The sequence below is a fragment of the Lactobacillus gasseri ATCC 33323 = JCM 1131 genome (assembly GCF_000014425.1).
In the GTDB taxonomy this organism is placed as follows: Bacteria; Bacillota; Bacilli; order Lactobacillales; family Lactobacillaceae; genus Lactobacillus; species Lactobacillus gasseri.
Genome location: NC_008530.1, coordinates 233803 through 259825 on the forward strand (window position 1 = coordinate 233803; position 26023 = coordinate 259825).

The 26023-nt window shown below is 35.7% G+C and carries 22 protein-coding genes and 1 riboswitch; of the genes, 21 read left to right on the forward strand and 1 reads right to left on the reverse strand.

Annotated features, from left to right (window positions below):
* Window positions 1-18 precede the first annotated feature (18 nt).
* The 21 genes from LGAS_RS00990 (at window position 19) to LGAS_RS01090 (ending at window position 24522) form a co-directional block, all read left to right on the forward strand.
* Window positions 19-507, forward strand: coding sequence for a deoxycytidylate deaminase (locus LGAS_RS00990; protein ID WP_003649538.1), 489 nt, complete (start codon window positions 19-21; stop codon window positions 505-507).
* Window positions 497-1084: a TPM domain-containing protein gene (locus LGAS_RS00995; RefSeq protein WP_003647903.1), complete on the forward strand. Its 588-nt coding sequence runs from the start codon at window positions 497-499 to the stop codon at window positions 1082-1084. Before LGAS_RS00990 ends, LGAS_RS00995 begins: the two co-directional genes overlap by 11 nt.
* A 57-nt stretch (window positions 1085-1141) precedes the next feature.
* A riboswitch (M-box (ykoK) riboswitch) is annotated at window positions 1142-1313 on the forward strand.
* Between the two features lie 70 nt (window positions 1314-1383).
* Entirely contained in the window at window positions 1384-2382 is a 999-nt protein-coding gene (locus LGAS_RS01000) for a P-type ATPase actuator domain-containing protein (protein WP_003647902.1), read from the forward strand.
* A 120-nt stretch (window positions 2383-2502) separates the two neighbouring features.
* Window positions 2503-4479, forward strand: coding sequence for a methionine--tRNA ligase (metG, locus tag LGAS_RS01005; RefSeq protein ID WP_003647901.1), 1977 nt, complete (start codon window positions 2503-2505; stop codon window positions 4477-4479).
* Window positions 4479-5249 carry a TatD family hydrolase gene (locus LGAS_RS01010; protein WP_003655692.1) on the forward strand — a complete coding sequence of 257 codons (771 nt, stop codon included), beginning with the start codon at window positions 4479-4481 and terminating at the stop codon, window positions 5247-5249. Before metG ends, LGAS_RS01010 begins: the two co-directional genes overlap by 1 nt.
* Window positions 5236-5799: a ribonuclease M5 gene (rnmV, locus tag LGAS_RS01015; protein ID WP_003647900.1), complete on the forward strand. Its 564-nt coding sequence runs from the start codon at window positions 5236-5238 to the stop codon at window positions 5797-5799. Before LGAS_RS01010 ends, rnmV begins: the two co-directional genes overlap by 14 nt.
* Complete coding sequence (rsmA, locus tag LGAS_RS01020) at window positions 5789-6679, forward strand: 16S rRNA (adenine(1518)-N(6)/adenine(1519)-N(6))-dimethyltransferase RsmA (protein ID WP_003647899.1); 891 nt, start codon at window positions 5789-5791, stop codon at window positions 6677-6679. Before rnmV ends, rsmA begins: the two co-directional genes overlap by 11 nt.
* A gap of 76 nt (window positions 6680-6755) precedes the next feature.
* Window positions 6756-6995, forward strand: coding sequence for a Veg family protein (locus LGAS_RS01025; RefSeq protein ID WP_003647898.1), 240 nt, complete (start codon window positions 6756-6758; stop codon window positions 6993-6995).
* Window positions 6996-7115: 120 nt separating this feature from the next.
* Window positions 7116-7952 carry a pur operon repressor gene (gene purR / locus LGAS_RS01030; protein ID WP_003647897.1) on the forward strand — a complete coding sequence of 279 codons (837 nt, stop codon included), beginning with the start codon at window positions 7116-7118 and terminating at the stop codon, window positions 7950-7952.
* 47 nt (window positions 7953-7999) lie between these two features.
* Window positions 8000-9385 carry a bifunctional UDP-N-acetylglucosamine diphosphorylase/glucosamine-1-phosphate N-acetyltransferase GlmU gene (gene glmU / locus LGAS_RS01035; RefSeq protein WP_003647896.1) on the forward strand — a complete coding sequence of 462 codons (1386 nt, stop codon included), beginning with the start codon at window positions 8000-8002 and terminating at the stop codon, window positions 9383-9385.
* A gap of 109 nt (window positions 9386-9494) precedes the next feature.
* Complete coding sequence (locus tag LGAS_RS01040; RefSeq protein WP_025012197.1) at window positions 9495-10466, forward strand: ribose-phosphate diphosphokinase; 972 nt, start codon at window positions 9495-9497, stop codon at window positions 10464-10466.
* A 152-nt stretch (window positions 10467-10618) separates the two neighbouring features.
* On the forward strand, window positions 10619-11563 hold the full coding sequence (locus LGAS_RS01045) for a LacI family DNA-binding transcriptional regulator (RefSeq protein WP_003655702.1): 945 nt from the start codon (window positions 10619-10621) through the stop codon (window positions 11561-11563).
* Window positions 11564-11666: 103 nt separating this feature from the next.
* The gene (locus LGAS_RS01050) at window positions 11667-13325 is read left to right on the forward strand and encodes a glycoside hydrolase family 13 protein (RefSeq protein WP_003647894.1); all 1659 of its coding nucleotides are present in this window, start codon (window positions 11667-11669) and stop codon (window positions 13323-13325) included.
* A gap of 10 nt (window positions 13326-13335) precedes the next feature.
* Window positions 13336-15060 carry a glycoside hydrolase family 13 protein gene (locus LGAS_RS01055; protein ID WP_011678753.1) on the forward strand — a complete coding sequence of 575 codons (1725 nt, stop codon included), beginning with the start codon at window positions 13336-13338 and terminating at the stop codon, window positions 15058-15060.
* Between the two features lie 153 nt (window positions 15061-15213).
* Window positions 15214-17484, forward strand: coding sequence for a glycoside hydrolase family 65 protein (locus tag LGAS_RS01060; protein ID WP_003647892.1), 2271 nt, complete (start codon window positions 15214-15216; stop codon window positions 17482-17484).
* Complete coding sequence (gene pgmB, locus LGAS_RS01065) at window positions 17469-18131, forward strand: beta-phosphoglucomutase (RefSeq protein WP_003647891.1); 663 nt, start codon at window positions 17469-17471, stop codon at window positions 18129-18131. The genes LGAS_RS01060 and pgmB overlap by 16 nt, the downstream gene beginning before the upstream one ends.
* A 20-nt stretch (window positions 18132-18151) precedes the next feature.
* Window positions 18152-19255, forward strand: a complete 1104-nt coding sequence (locus LGAS_RS01070; protein WP_003647890.1) for an ABC transporter ATP-binding protein — start codon at window positions 18152-18154, stop codon at window positions 19253-19255.
* Window positions 19256-19365: 110 nt separating this feature from the next.
* A complete protein-coding gene (locus tag LGAS_RS01075; protein ID WP_003650750.1) occupies window positions 19366-20583 on the forward strand; it encodes an extracellular solute-binding protein in 1218 nt (405 codons plus the stop codon).
* 36 nt (window positions 20584-20619) lie between these two features.
* Window positions 20620-21975, forward strand: coding sequence for a carbohydrate ABC transporter permease (locus LGAS_RS01080; protein ID WP_003656658.1), 1356 nt, complete (start codon window positions 20620-20622; stop codon window positions 21973-21975).
* A 2-nt stretch (window positions 21976-21977) separates the two neighbouring features.
* Complete coding sequence (locus tag LGAS_RS01085; protein ID WP_003647887.1) at window positions 21978-22835, forward strand: sugar ABC transporter permease; 858 nt, start codon at window positions 21978-21980, stop codon at window positions 22833-22835.
* A 70-nt stretch (window positions 22836-22905) separates the two neighbouring features.
* On the forward strand, window positions 22906-24522 hold the full coding sequence (locus LGAS_RS01090; protein ID WP_003647886.1) for a glycoside hydrolase family 13 protein: 1617 nt from the start codon (window positions 22906-22908) through the stop codon (window positions 24520-24522).
* Window positions 24523-24568: 46 nt separating this feature from the next.
* Here the strand turns inward: LGAS_RS01090 and LGAS_RS01095 are convergent, their stop codons facing one another.
* The gene (locus LGAS_RS01095) at window positions 24569-25933 is read right to left on the reverse strand and encodes an HD domain-containing protein (RefSeq protein WP_003650755.1); all 1365 of its coding nucleotides are present in this window, start codon (window positions 25931-25933) and stop codon (window positions 24569-24571) included.
* Window positions 25934-26023: the final 90 nt, after the last annotated feature.

Sequence of the window (26023 nt, forward strand, 5' to 3'; positions counted from 1 at the left end):
TTAAAGAGGGTAAGAACAATGACAAGAGACAGGATTCCGTGGAAGCAATATTTTATGATGCAGGCTTTAGTTATTGCACAACGTTCTACCTGTGATCGTGCCTTAGTCGGAAGTGTATTAGTTAAAGATGACCGGATGATTGCGACCGGATATAACGGTAGTGTTTCAGGACAGCCTCATTGTGATGATGTTGGTCATCTGATGGTTGATGGACATTGCGTAAGAACAATTCACTCTGAAATGAATGCCTTAATTCAATGCGCTAAAAATGGTATTTCAACTGAAGGTACTGAAATTTACGTTACTTATTTTCCTTGCTTTAATTGCAGTAAGTGCTTAGTGCAAGCTGGTATTAAGAAAATCAACTATTATTATGATTATCATGATAATCCTTTAGCCTTGAAATTATTGCGTGAAAAGGGCGTTGCAATTGAACAAGTAACGCTTGATCATAAATATGTTCAAAGCTTAGCAGACAGGCTGGAGAAGGCTGACAATGAAAAATAAAGTCATTGGTTTAGTGGCACTATTAATTTGCATATTAACATTGACTGCTAGCACAAAATCTTTTGTTAGTGATCCGCAAGGACTATTTGATAATCAGACGAAAGAACTTGTTAATCAAAAAAATGAGAGCTATCAAAAGACTAAAACTAAACCTGAAATTCGCCTTTTAAGCTTAAAAGACAGCAAGGATTTAAATCGAATTCAGCCATTAAAGAATCAGATAATTATTGCCGTTGCCCTTCAAAATAAAAAGAAAAATGTTCAAATTATTGTTGGTAAGAATTATCAAGATCTTTTAACTCAAAATAAATGTGGCAACATTATTCGGTATGCAGGGAATAAATTAAGGAGCAAAAAAGCAGCTACTTTTAATTCTGGGATTCGACTAGTTTTTAATGCTTGCGCTACTTTGGTTGCTCAAAAAGATAAGCTGTCTTATGATAAAAATTCGTTAACACAAGATGAACTGCAAAAAATAGATCATCCACAAAGTGTAAACTTGGTTTGGGGATTAGTAATTGCAGCTTTAATAAGTTTTGGATTAGTTCTATTTAAAAGCTTTCGAAAAAAGAAGTAGGGACTTGACTAATTCTTAGTTAGCCGTTAAAGTATCAATAGAAATTAAATATTAGAGCAAATAAACTGTTAGGTGAGACTCCTACGTGAACATATGCTGTCGCCCAGCAACATCCAGAGATGCCAACGGGTCAAACAGGGATCGTCGATATAAGGCCCTCCCCAGCCAGCTAGTTATTTTTAATAACCTTACGTCACGTAGTGTTAAAACTGAACGACGAGTATAAAAATCGCTTGGATTTGAGCCGATGCAGTTTTTGCATCGGCCTTTTTGTTTGTTTGCTAGGTTCTTAAGAAAGGATGTTGAAGATGTTCAAAATCAACACTTCCGGCACAAGAAATACTACAGACACCAAGCTGGTGCGCCGGATTGCATGCGAAGATAAGTTTGCGACGCTGCAACGATTAAAAACCTCAATTAGCGGCCTTCAAAGTAAAGATGCGAGGCAACGCTTAGCAAAGTACGGATCTAATGAAATAATAATTAAACATGATAAGACTAAACTTCACTATTTGTTAAAGGCTTTTGTAACTCCTTTTTCCCTCGTTCTGCTTTTTTTAGCAATTGTAGCAATTTTTTTAAATTCTTCTCAACGTACTCTTAACCTAAGTCCAGCAATTTTTGTTTTAGCAATTTTATTTATTTCAGTAATTTTAACTGCTATGCAAAATATTCGTATCAATACTAATATTCAAAACTTGATAAATCGAATTTCTAGAACAACTCAAGTAATGCGTGATTGTGAACCACAGAAACTTTTAACTCGTGATCTAACAATTGGTGATGTGGTACTACTTAAAGCTGGAGATATTGTTCCAGCGGACGTTAAATTACTCAAAAGTAATGATTTAGAATGTTCATTACTTGGTGAAGAAGATACTGTGAAAAAGAGAGCTACTAATTACACTGGCAAAAACAATAACTTAGATTACGCTAATATTTTATATGCAGGCACAATTATTCTTTCAGGTTCAGGAATTGGCGTTGTTTTTGCGACTGGTAAAGAAACTGTTTTTGGAAAAATAGCTCAAAATCTTTCTAAGATTAATCTAGAAAACAATCTTTTTAATTTTAGTATGAAAAAATTAACTAAAATCTTTTTGACATTAATCCTGATTATTGTTCCAGTTGTTTTGCTGATTAATGAAATAATACGTGGCAATTGGGAAAATGCTTTAATTTTCGCTATGGCAATTACTGTTGGTATAACGGCTGGAGTAATGCCGACAGCTATTGTAAATAATTTGGTAAAGGCCAATATCGATATGCCTAGGATTCGAGCGACATATGACAATTAATTATCTAAATGATTTGTAGGGATTCCGTATTTTACAGAATTCCTTTTTTTAATGTACAAATTAAGTCCTACATGCTATGTTATACTAGCAATTAAAAGACTTATGAGAGGAAGAATAAAGATGGCTGAAAAGAAAACTTTTTATATTACTACACCTATTTTCTATCCATCTGGAAAATTAACTATCGGTAATGCTTATACTGCGATTGCTGCTGATGCAATGACGCGTTATAAAAAATCTCGTGGTTTTGATACCTTCTTTTTAACAGGTACTGATGAACATGGCTTGAAGATTGAACAAAAAGCTGAAGCACAAGGTATTAAACCTCAAGAGTTTGTGGACAAAATGGCAGCTTCTTATAAAGAGTTATGGAAGATGCTAGATGTTTCTTATGATCGTTTCATTAGAACAACTGACGAAGACCACGTTAAGGCTGTGCAAAAGATTTTTGAAAAGCTGTTAAAGCAAGGCGATATTTACTTAGGTGAATATACTGGTTGGTATTCAGTTGAAGATGAAGAATACTTTACTGAATCACAACTTGCTGAAGTTTATAGAGATGATGATGGTAACGTTATTGGCGGAAAAGCTCCATCTGGTCATGAAGTTCGTTTGGTTAAAGAGCCTTCATACTTCTTTAGAATGAGTAAATATGCTGATCGACTTTTACAGTATTATAAGGATCATCCTGACTTTATCTTGCCACACTCTCGTGAAAAGGAAATGGTTAATAACTTTATCAAGCCAGGTCTAGAAGACTTGTCAGTAACTCGTACAACAGTTGACTGGGGAATTCCTGTGCCTAGTGATCCTAAACACGTTGTTTACGTTTGGATAGATGCTTTGTCAAACTATATTACTGCGCTTGGTTATGGCTCAGATGATGATTCATTATTTAAGAAATACTGGCCAGCTGATGTTCATTTAGTAGGTAAGGAAATTGTTCGTTTCCACACAATTTATTGGCCAATTATGTTAATGGCATTAGACTTGCCACTTCCTAAGCAGATTTTTGGCCATGGCTGGGTCTTAATGAGGGACGGCAAGATGTCTAAGTCTAAAGGTAATGCTGTTTATCCAGAAATGATTGCTAAGCGTTACGGATTAGACGCACTTCGTTACTACTTGATGCGTGCAATTCCATTTGGTTCAGATGGTATCTTTACTCCTGAGGATTTCGTTGAGAGAGTTAACTTTGATTTGGCTAATGACTTAGGTAACTTGTTGAACAGAACTGTTTCAATGATTAACCAATATCAAGATGGTTACGTTGCACCAGTTGCAGCAGATCAAGATGAATTTGCTCAAGACTTGATTAAGACAGCTAAGGAAACAATCGCTGAATATCAAAAGCAAATGGACGCTCTTCACTTCTCTCAAGCTTTAGACAGTGTTTGGAAGCTTATTTCTCGTGCAAATAAATATATTGATGAGACTACTCCTTGGACTTTGAATAAAGAAGGTAAGAGTGAAGAATTATCAAAAGTAATGTCTAACCTAGCTGAAAGTCTGCGTTTAGTTGCTATTTTAATTGCACCAGTAATGACTCAAAGCCCAGTTAAAATGTTTAACCAACTTGGTCTTGATTGGAATAAAGAAGCTCAAAAGAAACTTGAATTTGGCGCTTTTGACTGGGACATTAAAGTAACTGAAAAACCAACTCCAATCTTCCCAAGACTTAAGAATGATGTTGAAGTTAAATACATTAAGGAAGAAATGAAGAAGGCAAAGCCAAAGAAGAAGACTAGAAGCCAGCAAAAAGAAGAGAAACATATTACGATTGATGACTTTGACAAAGTAAAGATTCAAGTTGGCCAAATTTTATCAGTTGAACCGGTAAAGGGTTCAAGTAAGCTTTTAATGTTTAAGCTAGATTTTGGCGATGGAAATGAACGTCAAATTTTGAGTGGTATTCGTAAGTTTTATCCAGATGCAAGTGAATTGTTAGATAAAAAAGTACTAGCAGTAACTAACTTGAAGCCACGTAAGATGTTAGGTCATGAAAGTCAAGGTATGCTTTTATCTAGTGAAAAAGATGGCCAAGTCAAATTAGCTCTTGTAGGCGATGAACATGAAGTTGGGGCTGAATTAGGCTAATGGAGATTTTTGATTCACATACGCACTTAAATGACGTGCCTTTTCGGGGAAAAGAAGAGATCTACCTTGATCGAGCTAAAGAATTAGGTGTAGTAAAAAGTGCAGTTGCAGGACAAGACCCAGAATTTAATGAGCGTGCGATTGATCTAAGTCAAAGATTTGATAATTTATACGCTATTGTTGGTTACTGTCCTGATGTAGCTAAAGGCTATGATCAAAATGCAGAAGATGTATTAGTAGAACAGCTTAAGAAGCCCAAAACTGTTGCTTTAGGAGAAATTGGACTAGATTATTACTGGGATGAATCGCCAAGAGATGTTCAGCGAAAAGTTTTTGCAAGGCAACTTGATTTAGCTCATAGCTTAAAGATGCCAGTAAATATTCATACTCGCGATGCTTTTGAAGATACATATCAAGTTTTGAAAAATAGTCATGTGGGTGAATATGGCGGGATTATTCATAATTTTAATGGTGATCCAGAATGGCTTAAAAAGTTTCTTGATTTAGGGATGATGGTTTCATTTTCTGGGGTAGTTTCATTTACAAAAGCAATTGACGTACATGCTTCTGCCAAAGTTGTGCCTTGGGATAAATTTTTAATTGAAACTGATGCCCCATACTTAACGCCAAAACCATACCGCGGAAAGCAAAATGAAACAGGATATGTACGCTATGTTGCAGAGGCAATTGCTAAGTTGCGTGATGTATCGGTTGAAGAAGTGGCAAAGCACACATTTGAAAATACGATGAGGGCATATGGAATCAAATAATCAAAAACAGTTCAATGCAGTAGTAGTTGTTGAAGGACGAGACGATACCAAGAGATTAAAACAGTTCTTCCCAGGAATTGAAACTATTGAAACTAATGGCTCAGAAGTATCTGATCAAACTTTAGCAGAGATTAAGAAACTAGCAAAAACAAGAGAAATAATCATCTTTACTGATCCAGACTACAATGGTGAAAGAATTAGAAGACTAGTGACTAATGCTGCGCCAAATGCTAAACAAGCTTTTATCACTCGTAAAGAAGGAGAACCAACTAAGCGTGGAAACAGCTTAGGAGTTGAACATGCTTCAAAAGAAGCCCTTGTTCGTGCTTTAGGTGATTTGCACGAAATTCAAGCAGTAGAGAGTGATATTACTAAAGAAAAATACGATGATTTGGGTCTCGCAGTTAGTCCGGAAGCTCGTCTTTTACGTGAAAAAGTTGGAATTAAGTTAGGAATTGGATATGGAAATAGCAAGCAATTCTTAAAACGTTTGAAGATGTTTGGAATTACTTATGATGAATTAAAGAGGGCAGTTGAAGATGTCAAATAGTATGCCAATTGCTAGTCCAGTCCGGACTCAAGCGATTGTTAATCGCTACTTTATGCATGCAAAAAAGAATTTGGGGCAAAATTTCTTAGTAGATTTGGCCGCAATTAAAGGAATTGTTGAAGCAGCTGATATTCAATCAGGTGATCAAGTTATTGAAATTGGACCAGGTATTGGTTCTTTGACTGAGCAGCTTCTTTTAGCTGGAGCAAAGGTTTTAGCTTATGAAGTTGATCAAGATTTGCCTGAAATTTTGAAAAACGAATTACCACAAAAAATTGATGGTGAAGAGTTAAATAGTCGCTTTAAATTAGTCATGAAAGACGTATTAAAGGCAAACTTTACTAAAGATAGCGATGGTTTTCTTGACTTAAATAAGCCGGTTAAAATTGTGGCTAATCTACCTTATTACATCACAACGCCGATCATTTTTAATTTAATTAAAAGTGATTTAGATTTCAGTAGCTTAACGTTGATGATGCAAAAAGAAGTGGCTGAACGTTTAGTTGCTATACCTAAGACTAAAGAATATGGTCCTTTAACCATTGCTGTTCAAAGCAGAATGAATGTAGAGTTAGCAGAAGAAGTTAAAAGTACTTCATTTATGCCACGTCCAAAGGTTGACTCTGCAGTTGTTGTCTTGACACCACTTACTGAAAAACCAAATATTGACGATTATTCTTTCTTTGATCATGTTGTAAAAATGTGTTTTGCGCAGCGTCGTAAAACACTAGCTAACAACTTAAAATCCTTAGTCAGAGATAAAGATATGCGTGAAAAAATGATTAATGATTTAGGACTAGATCTTCGAGTTCGTCCGGAAGAATTAACGCTAAATCAATTTGTAGAGTTGGCACATCTTTTAAAAGATCAGCAAGCATAGAACGCTTACAATTTACAGACTTGAAAAAATATTAATTTTTTGATAAAATAGTAACCAAGCAAAGGAGTGACGTCCAGTGCCAACAACACTAATGGCAATTAAACATAATTTGGATTCTCATTTGGGCGAAAGCTTGGTAGTAGTAGCTCAAGCAGGAAGAAAGAAAGTAACACGCCGCAAAGGTAGATTAACTAAGACTTATCGTGCAGTGTTTGTAGTTGACCTTGATCAAGATCAAAACAACTTTGAACGAGTATCTTACAGTTACACGGATTTATTAACCAAGAACATTGAGCTTGAGTTTGATGAAATGTAAGCGACAATAGAATATATTACGAACAATCACTAGTATTTTTCTTAAAATGCTAGTGATTTTTCTTTAGATAGAGTATATTTAAGTTTAGAAATTTAATTTAATGTTTAGGAAGGTAAAAGCATGAAACGTTCAGAAAGATTAGTTGATATGGTTAAGTATCTTTTAGCTCGCCCTCATACTTTGATTGCATTGCCATTTTTTGCAGATCGTTATGGCGCAGCTAAATCTTCAATTTCAGAAGACTTGGCAATCTTGCGTCAAACTTTAGCTAACGATCAAAATGGCATTTTAGAAACTGTAGCAGGAGCTGCTGGTGGAGTGAGATACATTCCTTTTGTTGGAAAAAAAGAAGCTACTAACTATCTTCATGATTTGGCTGACCGTATCGAAGATCCTGATCGTATTTTACCCGGTAATTTTGTTTACTTATCTGATATTTTAGGATCACCACAAGATTTGCAACAAATCGGACAATTAATTGCAACTAAATATGCTTATAGCAATGTTGATTATGTAATGACAATTGAAACTAAAGGGATTGCTATCGCGCAGGCAGTTAGTCGCTTTTTAAATGTACCATTTGTGATGGTTAGAAGAAGACCTAAGATTACTGAAGGATCAACAATCTCAGTTAACTATGTTGCTTCGTCAAGTGAACGAGTTGAAAAAATGGAATTAGCTAAAAGATTACTTCCAGAAGGAAGCAATGTATTAATTGTCGATGACTTCATGAAGGGTGGCGGCACCTTAACTGGGATGGAAGAATTAGTTAAGGAATTTAAGGGAACAGTTGCTGGAATGTGCGTCCTTTGTGAAACAAAATACGCTTCGCAAAAGGTCGTAGATGATTATCAATCATTGATTAAGATTACTGAAGTTGACAGAACTAAAAAGTTAATTAAAGTGCGGCCAGGTAATTTCTTAGAGCAGACAGACTTCAATCGTTTTCCAAAATGATATACTGATAGTTGTTTAAATATAAAAATTGAAGGGATATAAAACTAATGAATAAGTATGTTGTTATCTTAGCTGCTGGAAAAGGTACCCGCATGAAGTCCCAACTTTACAAGGTATTACACAAGGTTTGCGGTAAAACTATGGTAGAGCATGTGGTGAATGCTGCTAAGGGCACTAATCCAGATAAGATTATTACTGTAGTTGGAAATGGTGCAGATAGCGTTAAAGATGTTTTAGCAGGTCAATCAGACTTTGCGTTTCAAGAACAACAATTAGGTACTGGCGATGCTGTACTGGCAGCTAGTGATTTGTTAGAAAACTTAGATGGCTCAACTTTAGTTGCTACTGGGGATACGCCATTATTTACTGCCGAAACTTTTAACAACTTATTTAAAAAGCATGAAGAAAGTGGAAATAGCGCAACTGTTTTAACTGCAAAAGCTCCAAACCCATTTGGTTACGGCCGCATTATTCGTGACGAAGATGGAAATGTTTTAAGAATCGTTGAACAAAAAGATGGTACGCCAGAAGAATTAGCTGTAGATGAAATTAATACTGGTGTCTTCTGTTTTGATAATAAAGAGTTATTTAAGGCTTTAAAACAAGTTGGCAACGACAACGCTCAGGGTGAATATTACTTAACTGATGTTTTAGAAATTATGCGTAAAGCTGGTCATAAAGTTGGTGCATATGAAATGCCTGATTTTAGTGAAAGCCTAGGAGTTAATGATCGAATTGCCCTTGCTCAGGCCACTAAGATTATGCAAAGAAGAATTAATGAAGAACACATGAAAAATGGCGTTTCCTTTATTGATCCAGATACAGCATATATTGATAGTGACGTTAAAATTGGTAACGACACTGTTATTGAAGGAAACGTTGTTATTAAAGGAAACACTGAAATTGGTAGTGACTGCTATATCACTAATAGTTCAAGAATAGTTGATTCTAAGATTGGTAATCATGTTACTATTACTTCTTCAACTCTTCAAGAAGCTCAAATGGATGATAATACTGATATTGGACCTAATTCTCACCTTCGTCCAAAGGCGGTTATTAGAAAAGGTGCTCATATCGGAAACTTTGTTGAGATCAAGAAGGCTGAAATTGGTGAAAATAGTAAAGTGGGACACTTAACCTATGTTGGGGATGCTACTTTAGGTAAAGACATTAATATTGGCTGTGGTACTATTTTCTCTAACTATGATGGTGTGAAGAAGTTCCATACTAACGTGGGCGATCATTCATTTATTGGTGCTGGTGCTACAATTATCGCTCCAGTTAATATTGCTGATCATTCATTTGTTGCTGCTGATTCAACTATTACTAAAGACGTTGCACGCTATGATATGGCAATTGCTAGAGGAAGACAAACTAATAAACCTGATTACTGGCATAAGTTACCACTCTCAAAAGATAAAGAATGGGAATAAATTAAAAGAAGTTGTTAAACACAACTTCTTTTTTTGCTATTTACAAGCGTAAAGGGTATTTTTTTGCTATTATTAAGTATGGAATTGTAATTTTTCGGTGGAGGAAATTATGTCTCAATTAGACAAAGAAATCAAAATTTTTGCGCTCAACTCTAATAAGCCTTTAGCAGAAAAAATTGCTGATAAGGTTGGAGTTAAGCTTGGTAAGTCTGATGTTAAACGTTTCAGTGATGGTGAAATTCAAATTAACATCGATGAGTCAGTTCGTGGTAAAGATGTTTACTTGGTACAGTCAACTTCAGCTCCAGTAAATGATAATTTAATGGAATTATTGATCATGATTGATGCTGTTAAACGTGCATCAGCTAGAAGTGTAAATTTAGTTATGCCTTACTACGGATATGCACGTCAAGATCGAAAGACTCGCGCACGTGAACCAATTACAGCTAAGTTAGTAGCTGATATGTTGCAAAAGGCTGGTGCTGATCGAGTTCTTTCGCTTGATTTGCATGCCCCACAGATCCAAGGATTCTTTGATATTCCAGTTGATAACTTGATGGGTGCACCTCTTCTTGCTGACTACTTCTTGAGTCATGAATTAGAAAAAGATGCTGTCGTAGTTTCACCTGACCATGGTGGTGTAACTAGAGCAAGAAAATTAGCAGAATTTCTTAAGACTCCAATTGCCATTGTGGACAAGCGTCGTCCAAAGGCAAATGTTGCTGAAGTTATGAATATTATTGGTGATGTAAAAGGCAAACGTGCAATCATTATTGATGATATGATTGATACAGCAGGTACCATTACCTTAGCTTCTCAAGCTTTAATGGATGCTGGTGCAACTGAAGTTTATGCATCTGCAACTCATGCTGTTTTATCTGGTCCAGCAATTGAACGTTTGAATAATTCTCCTATTAAGAAATTAATCTTAACTGACTCAATCAATCAACCTGAAGAAAAAGACTTGTCGAAGGCTGAAATTGTTTCTGTTGGGCCATTGATGGGTGAAGCAATTAAATTGATTCAAGAACATAAACCAGTTAGTCCACTGTTTAATACTCGTTTTCAATCACATAACTAAATGAATTATAAGGCGGTACCTATAGGTAGGTATCGCTTTTTTAGTACTTTAAAATAATAGTTTTAATTTTTAGGATCGCTAAGCGCTTACATTATTAGAATAATTAAGGTAATATTAAGTTATAAAGTTTTAAAAAAGGACTTAAAAGTATTATGACTACTTTATCTGATGTAGCGAAAAAAGCTAGCGTGTCTAAGATGACGGTATCGCGCGTCATTAACCATCCTCAACAGGTTACGCCTGAATTAAGAAAAATTGTCGAACAGGCAATGGAACAATTAAATTATCATCCGAATTCAGTTGCAAGTGCCCTAGCCCACCACCGTACAAATGTAGTTAAGCTAGTAATTCTGGAGGATATTGATACAACTGAACCCTATTACATGAATCTGCTTTTTGGAATTGCCAGTGGATTAGGTAAGAAGCACTATGCATTGCAGCTAGCAACCGATAGCGAGGTTAGCGGCGGCGATGGCTATATTATCACGGGTGGCAGAGCAAATGATGCAAAATGGTTAGACCAATTAAATAAACCTTTTGTGTTATTTGGTGAAAATCGTTATGGTTATGATTTTATTGATACTGATAATAAATTAGGCGAACAAATTGCCACACAATATGCTCTAGATAAAAACTATCAGTCAATTGTTTTCATTGGAATTGATGAAAAAGAGCCTTTTGAATATTCAAGAGAAGCTGGATATATTAACACCTTGCAGAAGCATAATATGATTCCTAAAATTTTTAGAATCCAAAATCATAGTAGTTTAGCTGAAAAGTTAATTATTAGTAATTGGAAAAAGTTTGCTCCTAACACTTGCTTTATTTGTGCAAGTGACCGAATTGCAGTTGGTGTTGTACGTGCTATTCAAAGAAAAAATGGAAATATTCCACGGGATTTTGGAATTATTGGCTTTGATGGAGTTTTCTTAGATCAGGTATCTAATCCTAAGCTAACGACTATTAAGCAAAATTTATTTAAGTTAGGTGAACTTTTAGCAGAAATGATTTTGCAAAAGATTCAACAAGGCGGAGCTCAGCAGGGCGAGGTTCTTATTGAACCTGAATTAATAAAAAGTGAATCTACTAGAAATTAAGAAGCTACTGGTGAGCTTCTTTTTTTGATACCGGTAACATTTAAATAACATTGTAAGCGCTTAAAATTATTGCTTAAAATAAGATTTATGGAGGAAGTTTATTATGAGACATTGGTATGACCGAGCAATTATTTATCAAATTTATCCTAAGTCCTTCCAGGATTCTAACGGTGATGGTATTGGCGACTTAAATGGTATTAGAAAAAGAATACCGTATTTGAAGGAACTAGGAGTTAATGCTGTCTGGCTGAATCCAGTCTTTGTTTCACCACAAGTTGATAATGGCTATGATGTATCAAACTATTTTGCCATTGACCCCAAAATGGGAACCATGGAAGATATGGATGACTTAATCAAAGAAATGCATGAAGCTGGAATTCATGTAATTATGGATTTTGTTTTAAACCATACTTCTGATCAACATCCGTGGTTTCAAGATGCAATTAAAAACCCTGATAGTATTTATCGAGACTACTATATTTTTGCTGGTAAAAATAATCAGAGACCAAATAATTGGGGAAGTTTTTTTGGAGGTAGTGTTTGGGAGAAAGATCCTGCTGGAACAGGGCAATTTTATTTTCATCTTTTTGATAAAAGAATGCCCGATTTGAACTGGAAAAATCCTGAAGTCAGACATGCAATGAGTGAAATTGCAAAATATTGGCTAGAAAAGGGAATTGACGGCTTGAGATTAGATGCCTTTATCCATATTGCTAAAGCAGATTTAAGGCAAAATTTCCCAGTTAATAGTGAAAATGAAGAACCCGTGATAGCTGAGCCATTTTTTGCAAACTTACCACAAGTACAAAAATGGATGCGACCTTTCTGTGAGGAAATAAAGCAAGATTATCCTGATGCACTATTGTTAGGAGAAGCAGCAAGCGCGAATGTTAATTTAGCAGTTGATTATACAAATAAAGATAATCACTTGATGGATAGTGTAATTACATTTAGATACTTTACAGAGGATCAAAGTCAGATTGATCCTAGTTTTTCAGCTCAATACCAGCCGAAATCATTAGATTTAGTAAAATTTAAGCAAAATCAGGCTGTTTGGCAACAAACTTTAAGTGGTGTTTCTAAGCCAACCTTGTACTGGAATAATCATGATATGGCTAGAATAGCGACTAGAATTGCTAAAAATGATATTCAAGCTCGGAGCTTAGCCATGCTCATGTATTTACAAAATGGGTTGCCGATTATTTATTATGGCGAAGAACTCGGAATGAAAAATTTGGAGTTTGAAGACGCAACACAATTTGAAGATGAGACAGTTAAAGAATTTATTGAAAGCGCCAAAAAAGCTGGAAAAACTAGTCAAGAAGCATTACTAATGGCAAGTAAAACCCATAAATTGCCAGCTAGAGGGCCAATGCCATGGAATAATGAAAAAAATAATGGCTTTAGTGATGGAAATCCTTGGCTTAAAGGAAAGAAAGTTGATTATGCTAATGCGGCTGATGAAATAGCAGATAACCATAGCATGTTTAATTTCTACAAAAAATTGATCGCCCTAAAGAAAGAAGCATTGTTTGAAGATGGTGGCTACTATTTATTACCAACGTCAAATGACAGCTATGTTTATGAGCGTAATTTAGAAGATCAAAAAGCATTAGTCGCTGTTTCTTTAAGTAAAGATCCTATTGAGCTTGACGTAGATCCTGAATTTAAGCAGGAAAAATTAGTAGCAGGCAACTATCAATTGAAAGATGGAAAATTAAAATTAGCTCCGTATGCGGGAGTAGTATTAGAAAAAGACTAAGGAGTAAAATATGCAACTAGCAGCTTTAAAACATAGAACTGAAAGTGAAGACTGTACAGTAATTGATCACTCACACGTAAAAATTAGACTTCATACTGCTAAAGACGATGTAAAAAAAGTCTTTGTTCACTATATTGATAACTATTTGCCACCCGTAGATGCGGCAACGCTCGAAATGAAAAAGGCAGGTAGCGGTCAAGTAAACGATTATTGGACAGCCACTTTAACAGCACCGTATCACCGAATCAAGTATACTTTTGAAGTTATTGGTAATGATGGTAGCCATATTATTTTTGGTGATCGTAGTATTGAAAAATTTAGTGATGAGAAATTAAGAGAAGATGGCTTATATTTTAAAGTGCCATATTTTCATGATATTGATCGTATTAAAACTCCTGCTTGGCTCAAAGATGTTGTCTGGTATCAAATCTTTCCAGAGCGCTTTGCTAATGGAGATAAAAGTAATGATCCAGTTAACGTTAAGCCCTGGAATCCAGAAGATCATCCCGGCAGAGAAGATTTTTACGGCGGAGACTTGCAAGGAGTATTGGATCATTTAGATGATTTACAAAGGTTAGGGATTACCGGCTTGTATTTCTGCCCTATTTTTAAAGCAAGCTCTAATCACAAATATGACACCATTGATTATTTACAAGTTGATCCAGCTTTTGGCGATAAAGATTTATTTGCAAAAGTAGTGAATGAAGCTCACAAGCGCGGGATGAAAGTAATGTTAGATGCAGTTTTCAACCATCTTGGTGACCAATCAATGCAGTGGCAAGACGTGGTTAAAAATGGAGCCAAATCCCGCTTTAAAGATTGGTTTCATATTAATTCTTATCCTGTTGAACCTTATCGTGATCCAAGTAAGGGAGAAAAGAATCCGCCTTATGAAACCTTTGCTTTTGAAAAGCATATGCCCAAATTAAATACTGCTAATCCAGAAGTACAGGATTTCTTATTGGAAATTGCAACTTATTGGGTAAAATATTTTGATATTGATGCTTGGCGCTTAGATGTAGCAAATGAAGTTGACCACCACTTTTGGAAGAGATTCCACGACGAATTAATTAAAATTAAGCCAGATTTCTATATTGTTGGAGAAATATGGCATTCAGCTCGTCCGTGGCTTCAAGGAGATCAATTTACAGGTGTAATGAACTATCCGTATACTTTGCAAATTGAGGATCATTTTTTTAAGCATAAGTTAGATGGCAAGGAACTTAGCGAACACTTAACTGATCAATTAATGATGTATCCAGATATTGTTAACCAAGCGATGATGAATATGCTTGATTCGCATGATACAGCTCGAATTTTGACTTTAGCAAACGGTAATCAAGATTTAGCTTTACAAGCTATAGCTTATGAGTTCGTTCAACCTGGGATACCATGTATTTATTATGGAACAGAAATGGGGATGAGCGGCGATAACGATCCTGATTGTCGTAAGCCAATGGATTGGGGTAAGTTAAATGGCCCAGTCTGGAAGAGGGTTTATGAATTGGTTAAATTCCGTTTAGACCATCAGGATACTTTAAATCAAGGCGATGTGAAGTTAACGGTAACAGAAAATGATCTACTAAAAGTTGAACGAACAGGAAAAGAAACAATAAATGCCTACTATAATACCAGTGATCATGATATCAAAATTGATAAAAAACCATCGCTTAGTCAAAATTATGAAGATGGTATTTTGGCGCCAGATGGCTTTTTGGTAGAAGTAAAAGCTTAAATTTATGATAAGAAAAAGCAGCGATAAGAAGCTGCTTTTTTTCTTATAATTTTTTGATACCGGTAACATGAAAATAATCATTGTGAAGCGCTTTCAATCAATGGATAATAGACTTGTAAACAAAAAACCTCACAGAAGTGATGGAGAATGATGATGAAGAGAATTTTTGAAGTTGATCCTTGGAAAGTAACAACGCATGAATTTTCTAAGGAAGATAAAAGATTACAAGAAAGTATTACCGCAATTGGTAATGATTATATGGGAATGAGAGGAAACTTTGAAGAAGGCTATTCTGGCGATACTCTTCAAGGTACCTATTTAGCAGGTGTTTGGTTCCCAGATAAAACTGTTGTTGGTTGGTGGAAGAATGGTTATCCAAAATACTTTGGTAAGACTCCTAATGCACCAAGCTTCATCGGAATTGGAATTACTGTTAATGGTGAAAAGCTTGATTTAGCAAAAGTTAAATTTAGTGATTTTGAGTTATCACTTGATATGCATCAAGGCCTTCTCTCAAGAAGTTTTATCTATGAAGGAAAAGATGTCAAAGTTAAGTTTGAATTTGAACGTTTTCTTCATATTATTCAAAAAGAAGCAGCTCTAATTAAAGTTAAAGCAACTGTACTTGAAGGACATGCAAAAATTGATTTTGATTCAACTTTAGATGGAACAGTTGTTAACGAAGATAGTAATTATGATGAACGTTTCTGGATCCCACTTGGTGAAGATAAGGATAGAAGAACTATCCAAGTAAAAACTAAGCCAAATCCATATGAAGTTCCCCAATTTACGGTTTTACTTAAGCAAGCATTACGTCATAACGGGAAAGCACTTCAAGGTGAAGTAACAACTGACGAAGCTAAGTTAAGTGAAAAGCTTTCGGTTGAATTAGATCAAGGTCAAAGTTATGAGCTTGAAAAAGACGTTATTGTTGTGACAAGTCGTGACATTGAAGAGAAAGATCAAGCTGATGTTGCTGAAGACTTCATGAAAAAGCTGCAAACTAAGAGCTTTGAAGAGAACTTAGCTGAGCATACAGCTACTTGGAAAAAGCGCTGGGAAACAAGTGATGTTGAAATTGATGGGGATGCAGCTGCTCAACAAGGTATCCGTTTCAATATTCTTCAATTGTTTATGACTTACTATGGTGAAGATGAAAGATTAAATGTCGGTCCCAAAGGATTTACCGGTGAAAAATATGGCGGTGCTACTTATTGGGACACAGAAGCATTTATTGTTCCAATGTACTTAGCTATTACTAAGCCAAGTGTTACTAAAGCATTGCTTCAATATCGTCATAATCAATTACCAGGCGCTTATCACAATGCTAAAGAACAAGGCCTCCCAGGTGCGTTATTCCCAATGGTTACTTTTAATGGTATTGAATGCCACAACGAATGGGAAATTACTTTTGAAGAAATCCACCGAAATGCTGATATTCCACATGCAATTGCAATGTACACCGAATATACTGGCGACGATAGCTATGTTAAAAACGAAGGCATGGATGTCTTAGTTGGAACTGCAAGATTCTGGGCAGCTAGAGTTCATTGGTCTAAATGGCGTAATAAATATGTAATGCATGGTGTTACTGGACCAAATGAGTACGAAAATAATGTTAACAATAACTGGTTCACTAGTACTATGGCAAGATGGCTTTTGAAATATACTTTAGAGCGTTTGCCGCTTGCAACTAAAGAAGCTCAAGAAAGAGTCCATGTCACTGAGGAAGAAAAAGAAAAGTGGCAAGACATTGTTGATAAGATTTATCTTCCAGAAGATAAAGATTTGGGTATTTTCTTACAACAAGATGACTTCCTTGATAAAGAAATTCGCCCAGTAAGCGAAATTGAAGATCAAAGACCAATTAATCAGCACTGGTCATGGGATAAGATTTTAAGATCGCCATTTATCAAGCAAGCAGATGTATTACAAGGAATCTACTTCTTCCCAGAAAATTACACTAAAGAACAAAAGGAGAAGAACTTTGATTTTTATGAACCACTAACTGTTCATGAAAGTTCATTATCTCCTTCAATTCACTCAGTTTTGGCAGCTGAACTAGGGAAGAAAGATAAGGCTGTTGAGCTTTATGAAAGAACTGCAAGGCTTGACTTAGATAATTACAACAACGATACGGTTGACGGTTTGCACATTACTTCAATGAGTGGTTCATGGCTAGCAATCGTGCAAGGTTTCGCAGGCATGCGTTATGATCACGATCAATTAAAATTTAAGCTATTTATCCCAGATAATTGGAATCATTACAGCTTCAAGATTAATTATCGCGGTCGCTTGATTGAAGTTTATGTCGATCATCAAGAAACTAAGATTTCACTACTCAAAGGTGAAGATCTCGAGATTTTAGTTAATGATCAAAAAGTTATGCTAAAAGAAGGTGAAACTGAATGCTTAAAGGCTTAATTTTTGACTTAGATGGAGTTTTAACTAACTCAGCTGTTTACCACTTGACTGCTTGGAATAATTTGGCTAAAGAATTAGGAATTAACCTAACAGACGAACAGCTTGATAGTTTAAGAGGTATTTCAAGAATGGATTCATTAAATTTGATCTTGAAATACGGTGGTCAAGAAAATAAATATTCTGAAGCAGAAAAAGAAAAATTTGCTGAAGAAAAGAATACTAAGTTTGTTGAACAAGTTGAAAAGATGACGCCAGCAGATATTTTACCGGGCATTCCTGAATTACTTAGTGATGCAAAGAAGCAAAATTTAAAGATGGTTATTGCTTCTGCCTCAAAAAACGCACCTAAGATCTTAACTAAATTAGGAATTATGGATGAGTTTGATGGCATTGTTGATCCAGCTACTCTTCATCGAGGAAAACCAGATCCAGAAATTTATGAAAAAGCACAAAAATTACTGGGTTTAAATGCAAATGAAGTTATTAGCTTTGAAGATGCTCAAGCTGGTGTTCAATCAATTAAGAGTGCTGGACAATTTGCAGTAGGGATTGGAGATAAAGAAGTCTTAAAAGAGGCTGATTATATTGTCCCAACTACTAAAGAATTAAAACTTTCAGAAATTGAATCAGTTTTTAATAAAAAATAAGAGGGAAGTAGGGAAAGAGAATGGTTGAAGTAGATTTAAACCATATCTATAAAAAGTACGAAGGAAATGATAAATATTCAGTTAATGACTTTGATTTACACATCAAAGACAAGGAATTTATCGTTTTTGTTGGGCCATCTGGTTGTGGTAAGTCAACTACTTTAAGAATGGTTGCTGGTCTGGAAGATATTTCTAAGGGTACTTTAGAAATTGACCATAAAGTAATGAACGATGTTGCTCCTAAAGATAGAAACATCGCCATGGTATTCCAGAACTATGCTTTATACCCTCACATGTCAATTTACGACAACATGGCTTTTGGATTGAAACTTCGGCACTACAAGAAAGATGAAATCGATAAACGGGTTAAACATGCTGCTGAAATTTTAGGCTTGTCTGAATACCTTGATAAAAAGCCATCAGAACTATCTGGTGGTCAAAGACAGCGTGTTGCCTTAGGGCGTGCAATTGTTCGAGATGCACCAATCTTCTTGATGGACGAACCTTTATCAAACCTAGATGCAAAATTACGTGTCACAATGCGTGCTGAAATTGCTAAATTACACCAAAACTTAGGAACTACTACTATCTATGTTACTCACGATCAAACTGAAGCCATGACTTTAGCTGACCGAGTAGTTGTTATGTCAGTTGGTCAAGTTCAGCAGATCGGAACGCCACTTGAAGTTTATAACAAGCCTGTAAATATGTTTGTTGCTGGTTTTATTGGTTCTCCGCAAATGAACTTCTTCAATGTTCACTTTAAAGGTAATCGAATTAGTGATGGCAAAGGATTAAATATCGAAATTCCTGAGGGTAAGGCTAAGATGCTTAAAGATAAGGGATATGAAGATAAAGACTTAGTCTTTGGTATTCGTCCAGAAGACATTCACTCAGAAGAAGCCTTCCTTGAAACTTGGCCAAATCAAACTGTTAAATCTACAGTTGTCGTTTCTGAGTTGCTGGGATCAACGATTCAACTTTATCAAAAAGTAGACGGCACAGAATTTGTAGCTATCGTAAATGCCCGTGATTACCATACTCCAGGCGATAAGGTAGAAATGGGATTTGACGTTAACAAAGCTCACTTCTTTGATAAAGATACAACGAATGCAATTCGTTAACTTGCAGAAGAGGACGCTTCTGCAAATATTAATTAAGCTTACAACGAGTGTGAAACTTGGTTCACGGTTGTAATAATGTGTTTAGCCTTTTATGGCTAGGAGGAAATATCATGAAGTTATGGAAAAAATTGGCTTTAGGTAGTGTCGTAGCTTTATCAGCTATTTCATTAACTGCCTGTGGTAAGAGTTCTAATTCAAACGAATCAAAGAGCTCAGATAAACAACTAACCCTTTGGGTAGATACAGCTCGTGTTAGTTGGTACAAGGGTGTTGTAAAAGACTTTGAAAAAGAACACCCTAACATTAAAGTTAAGGTTACCCAAAACCCTAATGGTTCTGCTAATGCTAAGACTGACGTTGGTAAGGACCCTTCAAAGGCCGCAGATGTTTTTGGTGTTCCAAACGACCAATTAGGTCAAATGGCAGATTCAGGTTATATTAACCCACTTTCACCATCTGATACTAAGGAAATTAAGAAGAACTCAGTTCCAGAAGCATATAAGGGTGCTGAATGGAAAGGTAAGCTTTACGCATATCCATATGCAGAACAAGCTCAAACCGTTTACTACGACAAGTCTAAGCTTTCTCCAGAAGATGTTAAATCTTGGAAGACCATGACTTCTAAAGGTGTAGTTGCAACCGACTTTACTAATGCTTACGTAATGTGGCCAGTAATGTTCTCAGCAGGCACTAAGCTATTTGGTGATAGCGGAGAAGAAGTAAAAGGTTCCACATTTGACTCACAAAATGGTGTCAACGCAATGAAATGGTATGCAGAACAAAAGAACAACAAGGGTGTTATGCAAACCTCTAACGCACTTAACCAATTAAAGAAGGGTCACGCTCAAGCTATCTTAGATGGTCCATGGAATGCAGCAAACATTAAGAAGATCTTAGGTAAGAACTTAGGTGTTGCTCCATATCCAACTATTGAACTTGGTGGCAAGACTGCTCAAATGGAAGCTTTCTTAGGTATTGAATGTTTCGCAGTTAACTCTCATACTTCTAACGCTAAGAATGCTGCAATTTTGGCTAAATACTTATCAAACAAGGAAAACCAATTAATTGTTCACAAGAATGCTGGTGAAATTCCTGTAAACAAGGCAGCTCAAAATACTGCAGAAGTTAAGAATGACCCAGTAGCTAAGGCTGTAATTCAAATGGCACAACCAGGTTACTCAGTTCTTCAACCAAAATTGCCACAAATGTCAATCTTCTGGAACGACTCAGCTCCATTAATTAGTGGTGCATACGACGGCAAGATTAAGCCATCACAATACAAGACTAAGCTTGCTAAATTACAAAAGAGTATTTCTAAGAAAGAATAATCTTGAAAAATCACATAAGCAAAGGTTTGATTAATTATGTTTAAGAAAAAACATGCTACGCCTGCGGTTACCTTAAAGGAAACGTGGAAAGATGGAGATACCGTAACCAAATTAACATTCTTCATCATGGGTTTAAATGCTATTAAGCATCGGCAATGGCTAAAAGGATTTTCGCTTTTATTTTCCGAAATTATATTTTTAATTTGGTTCTTTTTAAGTGGAATTCATTCAATTGCTGGCTTGAGTAATTTAGGTGCAATAAAAACCAAACGAGTTGTGTTTGATAAAGCACAGGGAGTATATGTTACTCAACAACCAGATAATTCAGTTTTGATCTTATTATTTGGTATTTTAGCTTTATTCATCGTTGCTGGAATTATTTACTTATATATCATTAATCTGAAATCTAATAAGCATACTTTCTTATTAGAAAAGAGACATGAACATATTCCAACTAACCGTGAAGAGATTGCATCTTTGTTTGACCAAAGATTACATGCAACCTTGATGACAATTCCAATCGTTTTAATTATCTTGTTTACTGTTTTGCCAACTGTCTTCATGATTTCGATGGCCTTCACTAACTATGATCGTCAACACTCAATCGGATTTTCATGGACTGGTTTTCAAGCATTTGGAAACGTGTTAGGAGGAGACTTAGCTGGTACTTTCTTCCCAGTTCTAGGTTGGACTTTGATTTGGGCAGTGGCAGCTACTGCTACTACTTTCTTCTTTGGAGTCTTGCTTGCACTTTTGATTGAATCAAAGGGAATCAAGCACAAGAACTTATGGAGAACAATCTTTGTAATTGTTTATGCTGTACCACAATTCGTTTCTCTATTAATGATGGCACAATTCCTAGATTATCAAGGACCATTAAATACATTGCTTATGAACTGGGGCTGGATTAGCCACCCAATTCACTTCATTGATAATCAGGCTAGTCCACTTGTCGCAAGAATTACAGTTATTGTGGTTAACATGTGGATTGGTATCCCAGTTTCAATGTTAACTTCAACTGCTATTATTCAAAACTTACCTCAAGACCAAATTGAAGCTGCACGTATTGATGGTGCAAGCCCAGTACAAATTTTTAATCACATTACATTCCCACAAATTCTCTTTGTAATGTCTCCAGCTTTGATTCAGCAATTTATTGGTAACATCAACAACTTCAATGTTATCTACTTACTGACTGGTGGTGCGCCAATGAACAATAACTACAACGGCGCTGGTTCGACTGACTTGCTAGTAACTTGGCTATATAACTTAACATTTGGTCAAGAGCAACGCTACAATGCGTCAGCTGTCTTAGGTATCTTGATCTTTATCATTAGTGCCACATTTTCACTAATTGCATATCGTCATACTAATGCGTACAAGGAGGGCTAAAAATGAAGTCTTATCATAATCAAAGAAAGATTGCTTTAATCTTTAGATATGTTCTATTAGCCATCTTGGCCGTTTTATGGATATTCCCAATTATTTGGATTATTTTAGCTAGTTTTTCATACAACAACACAGGATTCATATCTACTATTTGGCCAGATAAGTTTACTTGGCAAAACTATATTGGTATTTTTACTAACTCACAGTATCCATTTGTTAACTGGGTATTAAATACATTGTTTGTCGCTGTTATCTCAGCAACATTATCAACTTTTGTTACAATTGCGGTTGCTTATGTATTATCAAGATTACGTTTCCGCTTCCGTAAACCCTTCTTACAAATTGCCTTAGTTTTAGGGATGTTCCCAGGTTTCATGTCAATGATTGCTTTGTACTACATCTTAAAGGCTTTGAACATGTTAAACCTTGGTGGCTTGATCTTAGTTTACGTTGGTGGTGCAGGATTAGGTTTCTACATTGCTAAAGGATTCTTTGACACAATGCCACGTGCAATTGATGAAGCTGCTGAAATTGATGGTGCGACTAAGTGGCAAGTATTTATTCATATTGGATTGCCGCTTTCAAAACCAATGATTGTTTATACTGCACTTACTTCATTCATGGCTCCATGGGTAGACTTCATTTTCTCAGGTATTATCCTCTCTACTTCTGGAAATCCGAAGACCTACACGGTTGCCTATGGTTTGTACAACATGGTCCACTCTTCAAAGGGTATGATGGCTCAATTCTTTACTCAATTCATTGCTGGTTGTGTGGTTATCGCTATTCCAATTACAATTTTGTTCATTGTAATGCAGAAGTTCTACGTTAACGGAATTACAGCAGGTGCTGATAAGGGTTAATCAAATTAAAGTTTATGTGAAAAAAGTGTTCTGCGTTTGCAGGACACTTTTTATTTAAAGGAGAAAATTTATGACACCATGGTGGAAAAAAGCAGTTATTTACCAAATTTATCCTAAGTCATTTCAAGATAGTAATGGAGACGGAATTGGGGATATTCCTGGGATTATCTCAAGACTTGAATATTTAGAAAAATTAGGAATTGATGCAATTTGGTTGTCGCCCGTTTATTTATCTCCTGGGATCGATAATGGGTATGATATTTCTGATTATCAAAAAATTGACCCACAATACGGGACAATGAAAGATATGGATAATCTAATTAAAGAGGCTAAAAAACATCATATACGGATCGTTATGGACCTTGTCGTAAACCATACTTCTGATCAACATCCTTGGTTTGTTGAAGCAAAAAAGAGCCAAGACAATCCATATCGTGATTTTTATATTTGGCGTGATCCAGTAGATGGACATGAACCAAATGATTTAAAGTCTGCTTTTTCAGGCTCAGCTTGGAAATTTGACGAAAAAACAGGACAATACTATTTGCACTTTTTTGCGGATCAACAGCCAGACTTGAATTGGAAGAATCCAGAACTAAGAAATAAAGTTTATGACATGATGAATTACTGGATTGATAAGGGGATTAGTGGCTTTAGAATGGATGTAATCGAGTTGATTGGTAAGGATCCCGATCAAAAAATCCGTGAAAATGGTCCCATGCTTCACCCTTATTTAAAAGAAATGAATGAACATACCTTTGCTAATAAAGATATGATGACTGTAGGTGAGACTTGGAATGCAACGCCTAAAATTGCAGAAGAATATTCTGATCCAGCGCGTCATGAATTGTCGATGGTCTTTCAATTTGAAAACCAAGCTTTAGATCAAGAACCAGGAAAAGAAAAGTGGGATGTAAGGCCGCTTGATTTAGGAGAATTGAAAAAGGTCTTAATTAAGTGGCAAACAGAGATTGATTTTAACCATGCCTGGAATAGCCTTTTCTGGGAAAACCATGATATCCCACGTGTTATTTCACGTTGGGGAAACGATCAAGAGTACCGCGTTCAATGCGCTAAAATGTTTGCGATAATTTTGCACTTAATGCGTGGAACTCCTTATATTTATAATGGTGAAGAAATTGGGATGACTAACTGTCCTGTTAAGTCTATTGATGAGGTCGAAGATATTGAAAGTATCAATATGTATCATGAAAGGCTAGAGCAGGGGTATAAGAGAGCTGATCTGATTAATTCAATTAACGTTAAAGGCCGCGATAATGCAAGACGACCAATGCAGTGGTCTAATGAAGAGAATGCTGGATTTACTAGTGGAAACCCCTGGTTGAAAGTAAATCCAAATTATCAAAAGATTAATGTTAAAGCTGCTTTAGCAGATCTAGATTCTATTTTCTATACTTATCAAAAACTGATTAAGCTTAGACATGAAAATCCTGTTGTAGTTGATGGAGATTTTGAATTAGTTGAAAATACTGGTGATAGTGTTTTAGCATTTTGGCGTAAACTAGGAAGTGAAAAGTGGCTTATTGTTGCTAATCTATCTGGTGATAGACAAAGGTTTAACTTAGATAATGATTTCAAAGAAGTTTTGATTAGTAATTATGAAAAGCAAGATAGTTTAAAGAATATTATTCTAAAGCCATATGAAGCTTTTGCAGTTAAGGCATAAAGAAAAAGTACATTGATTTCTGCAATCAATGTACTTTATTTCATAGTTATTTCTTTTTATTTGGACGTCTTAAGTAACGCAATGTGTTGTTTCTAATATATTTCTGAAATTCTTGATAAATTGGATCAAAAATTTGTGGCTCATCAGTTTCTTTAACCATTACTTTAGGAAAGAAGAAACGTTCATCTCCCTGAAGCGTACCATTTAAAGATTTAACGAGGGGACTTAACTCGGATAGTTCGACTAAGCTACCATCAGCTTGCATGATTTCAATCGGACTGTGGGCATTTTTACCAATAGGCTTATAAGCATCATATGGCTCATCAAATGCCGAATTAGTGGCAGTGTAGTAGTTAGGATCAAAACCTGCTTGTTTAATTAAATTCTTTAATTTTGGTAGTAAACTCTTAGTATCTTCATTAATCTTGACACTTTCAAGGGGATGACGATATAAGTAACGACTTGAAAGGTCTGATAGAATTTGATCGCCTGAATTAGTCCATAATAAGAAATTAGTTTCCATTACGCCGTCGTCTAAATTAAGATAATCTTCAAGTGTCCAATTTCCTTTTAGAAAGGCCTCTAGTTGTGGAGTAACTTGGAGCTTACCTGCTTCATATATAATCTGCGCTCTTTCAAGTAAGTGATGCAGGATGACTTCCATTGAACGATTTACGCGGTGAAAATAAACTTGTTGATACATCTGGTAGCGGCTAATAATATAGTCTTCAACAGCGTGGATGCCCTTATCAGTAAAGCAAATTCCATCACGGTACGGACGAATCACTTCTAAGATTCTGGTTAAATCAAAACTACCATAAGTTACCCCAGTAAAGTAAGCATCACGAAGTAAGTAATCCATTCTGTCAGCATCTGCTTGACTAGAAATTAATTTTACAACTTGTGGGTTAGAGTAAGTCTTAGCAATTACGCTAGCTACTAATTCTGGAAAATTGGGACTAACTTGTCTTAAAGCTTGGTTTACTTCAGTACTTTTATCGGTAATAATTTGTTGACCCATTTTTTCATGGTTAGTACCAAAGAGATGCTCAAAGGTATGAGAGTATGGACCATGACCAATATCATGAAGCAAGGCAGCACATTCTGCTAAAAGACGTTCGTTAGGATCCCATAATCCATCGCCGGGTTCTTTACTAGTATATTTTTCTTCAAAAATATCGCAGATTCGGCGTGTTAATTCATAAACACCCAAGTTATGTTCAAAGCGGGTATGTGTTGCTCCTTGAAAAACATAGGAAGCAGGTCCTAACTGTTTAATACGGCGCAAGCGTTGAAATTCTTTTGAATTAATAATATCTAGAATGACTTTATCTTTAACATGAATATAATTGTGGACTGGATCACGCAATACTTTTTCATGATCTAGCTTTTTACTTTGAAATTTTTCCATTTTTCTTATACTATTTTCTCGGATAATAAAATAATCGGTTAACTCTTAATTAACTTGATTATAACAATAATGCTACTGTAAGGCTATCTT

What these genes read in the sequence shown, in the direction of transcription:
- LGAS_RS01000 (WP_003647902.1), top strand. Translation starts at nt 1,384, where the DNA reads ATGTTGAAGATGTTCAAAATCAACACTTCCGGCACAAGAAATACTACA.
- rsmA (WP_003647899.1), top strand. Translation starts at nt 5,789, where the DNA reads ATGTCAAATAGTATGCCAATTGCTAGTCCAGTCCGGACTCAAGCGATT.
- purR (WP_003647897.1), top strand. Translation starts at nt 7,116, where the DNA reads ATGAAACGTTCAGAAAGATTAGTTGATATGGTTAAGTATCTTTTAGCT.
- pgmB (WP_003647891.1), top strand. Translation starts at nt 17,469, where the DNA reads ATGCTTAAAGGCTTAATTTTTGACTTAGATGGAGTTTTAACTAACTCA.
- LGAS_RS01060 (WP_003647892.1), top strand. Translation starts at nt 15,214, where the DNA reads ATGAAGAGAATTTTTGAAGTTGATCCTTGGAAAGTAACAACGCATGAA.
- LGAS_RS01080 (WP_003656658.1), top strand. Translation starts at nt 20,620, where the DNA reads ATGTTTAAGAAAAAACATGCTACGCCTGCGGTTACCTTAAAGGAAACG.
- LGAS_RS00990 (WP_003649538.1), top strand. Translation starts at nt 19, where the DNA reads ATGACAAGAGACAGGATTCCGTGGAAGCAATATTTTATGATGCAGGCT.
- LGAS_RS01045 (WP_003655702.1), top strand. Translation starts at nt 10,619, where the DNA reads ATGACTACTTTATCTGATGTAGCGAAAAAAGCTAGCGTGTCTAAGATG.
- LGAS_RS01090 (WP_003647886.1), top strand. Translation starts at nt 22,906, where the DNA reads ATGACACCATGGTGGAAAAAAGCAGTTATTTACCAAATTTATCCTAAG.
- LGAS_RS00995 (WP_003647903.1), top strand. Translation starts at nt 497, where the DNA reads ATGAAAAATAAAGTCATTGGTTTAGTGGCACTATTAATTTGCATATTA.
- LGAS_RS01040 (WP_025012197.1), top strand. Translation starts at nt 9,495, where the DNA reads ATGTCTCAATTAGACAAAGAAATCAAAATTTTTGCGCTCAACTCTAAT.
- LGAS_RS01095 (WP_003650755.1), bottom strand. Translation starts at nt 25,933, where the DNA reads ATGGAAAAATTTCAAAGTAAAAAGCTAGATCATGAAAAAGTATTGCGT.
- rnmV (WP_003647900.1), top strand. Translation starts at nt 5,236, where the DNA reads ATGGAATCAAATAATCAAAAACAGTTCAATGCAGTAGTAGTTGTTGAA.
- LGAS_RS01050 (WP_003647894.1), top strand. Translation starts at nt 11,667, where the DNA reads ATGAGACATTGGTATGACCGAGCAATTATTTATCAAATTTATCCTAAG.
- metG (WP_003647901.1), top strand. Translation starts at nt 2,503, where the DNA reads ATGGCTGAAAAGAAAACTTTTTATATTACTACACCTATTTTCTATCCA.
- LGAS_RS01070 (WP_003647890.1), top strand. Translation starts at nt 18,152, where the DNA reads ATGGTTGAAGTAGATTTAAACCATATCTATAAAAAGTACGAAGGAAAT.
- LGAS_RS01010 (WP_003655692.1), top strand. Translation starts at nt 4,479, where the DNA reads ATGGAGATTTTTGATTCACATACGCACTTAAATGACGTGCCTTTTCGG.
- LGAS_RS01075 (WP_003650750.1), top strand. Translation starts at nt 19,366, where the DNA reads ATGAAGTTATGGAAAAAATTGGCTTTAGGTAGTGTCGTAGCTTTATCA.
- glmU (WP_003647896.1), top strand. Translation starts at nt 8,000, where the DNA reads ATGAATAAGTATGTTGTTATCTTAGCTGCTGGAAAAGGTACCCGCATG.
- LGAS_RS01055 (WP_011678753.1), top strand. Translation starts at nt 13,336, where the DNA reads ATGCAACTAGCAGCTTTAAAACATAGAACTGAAAGTGAAGACTGTACA.
- LGAS_RS01085 (WP_003647887.1), top strand. Translation starts at nt 21,978, where the DNA reads ATGAAGTCTTATCATAATCAAAGAAAGATTGCTTTAATCTTTAGATAT.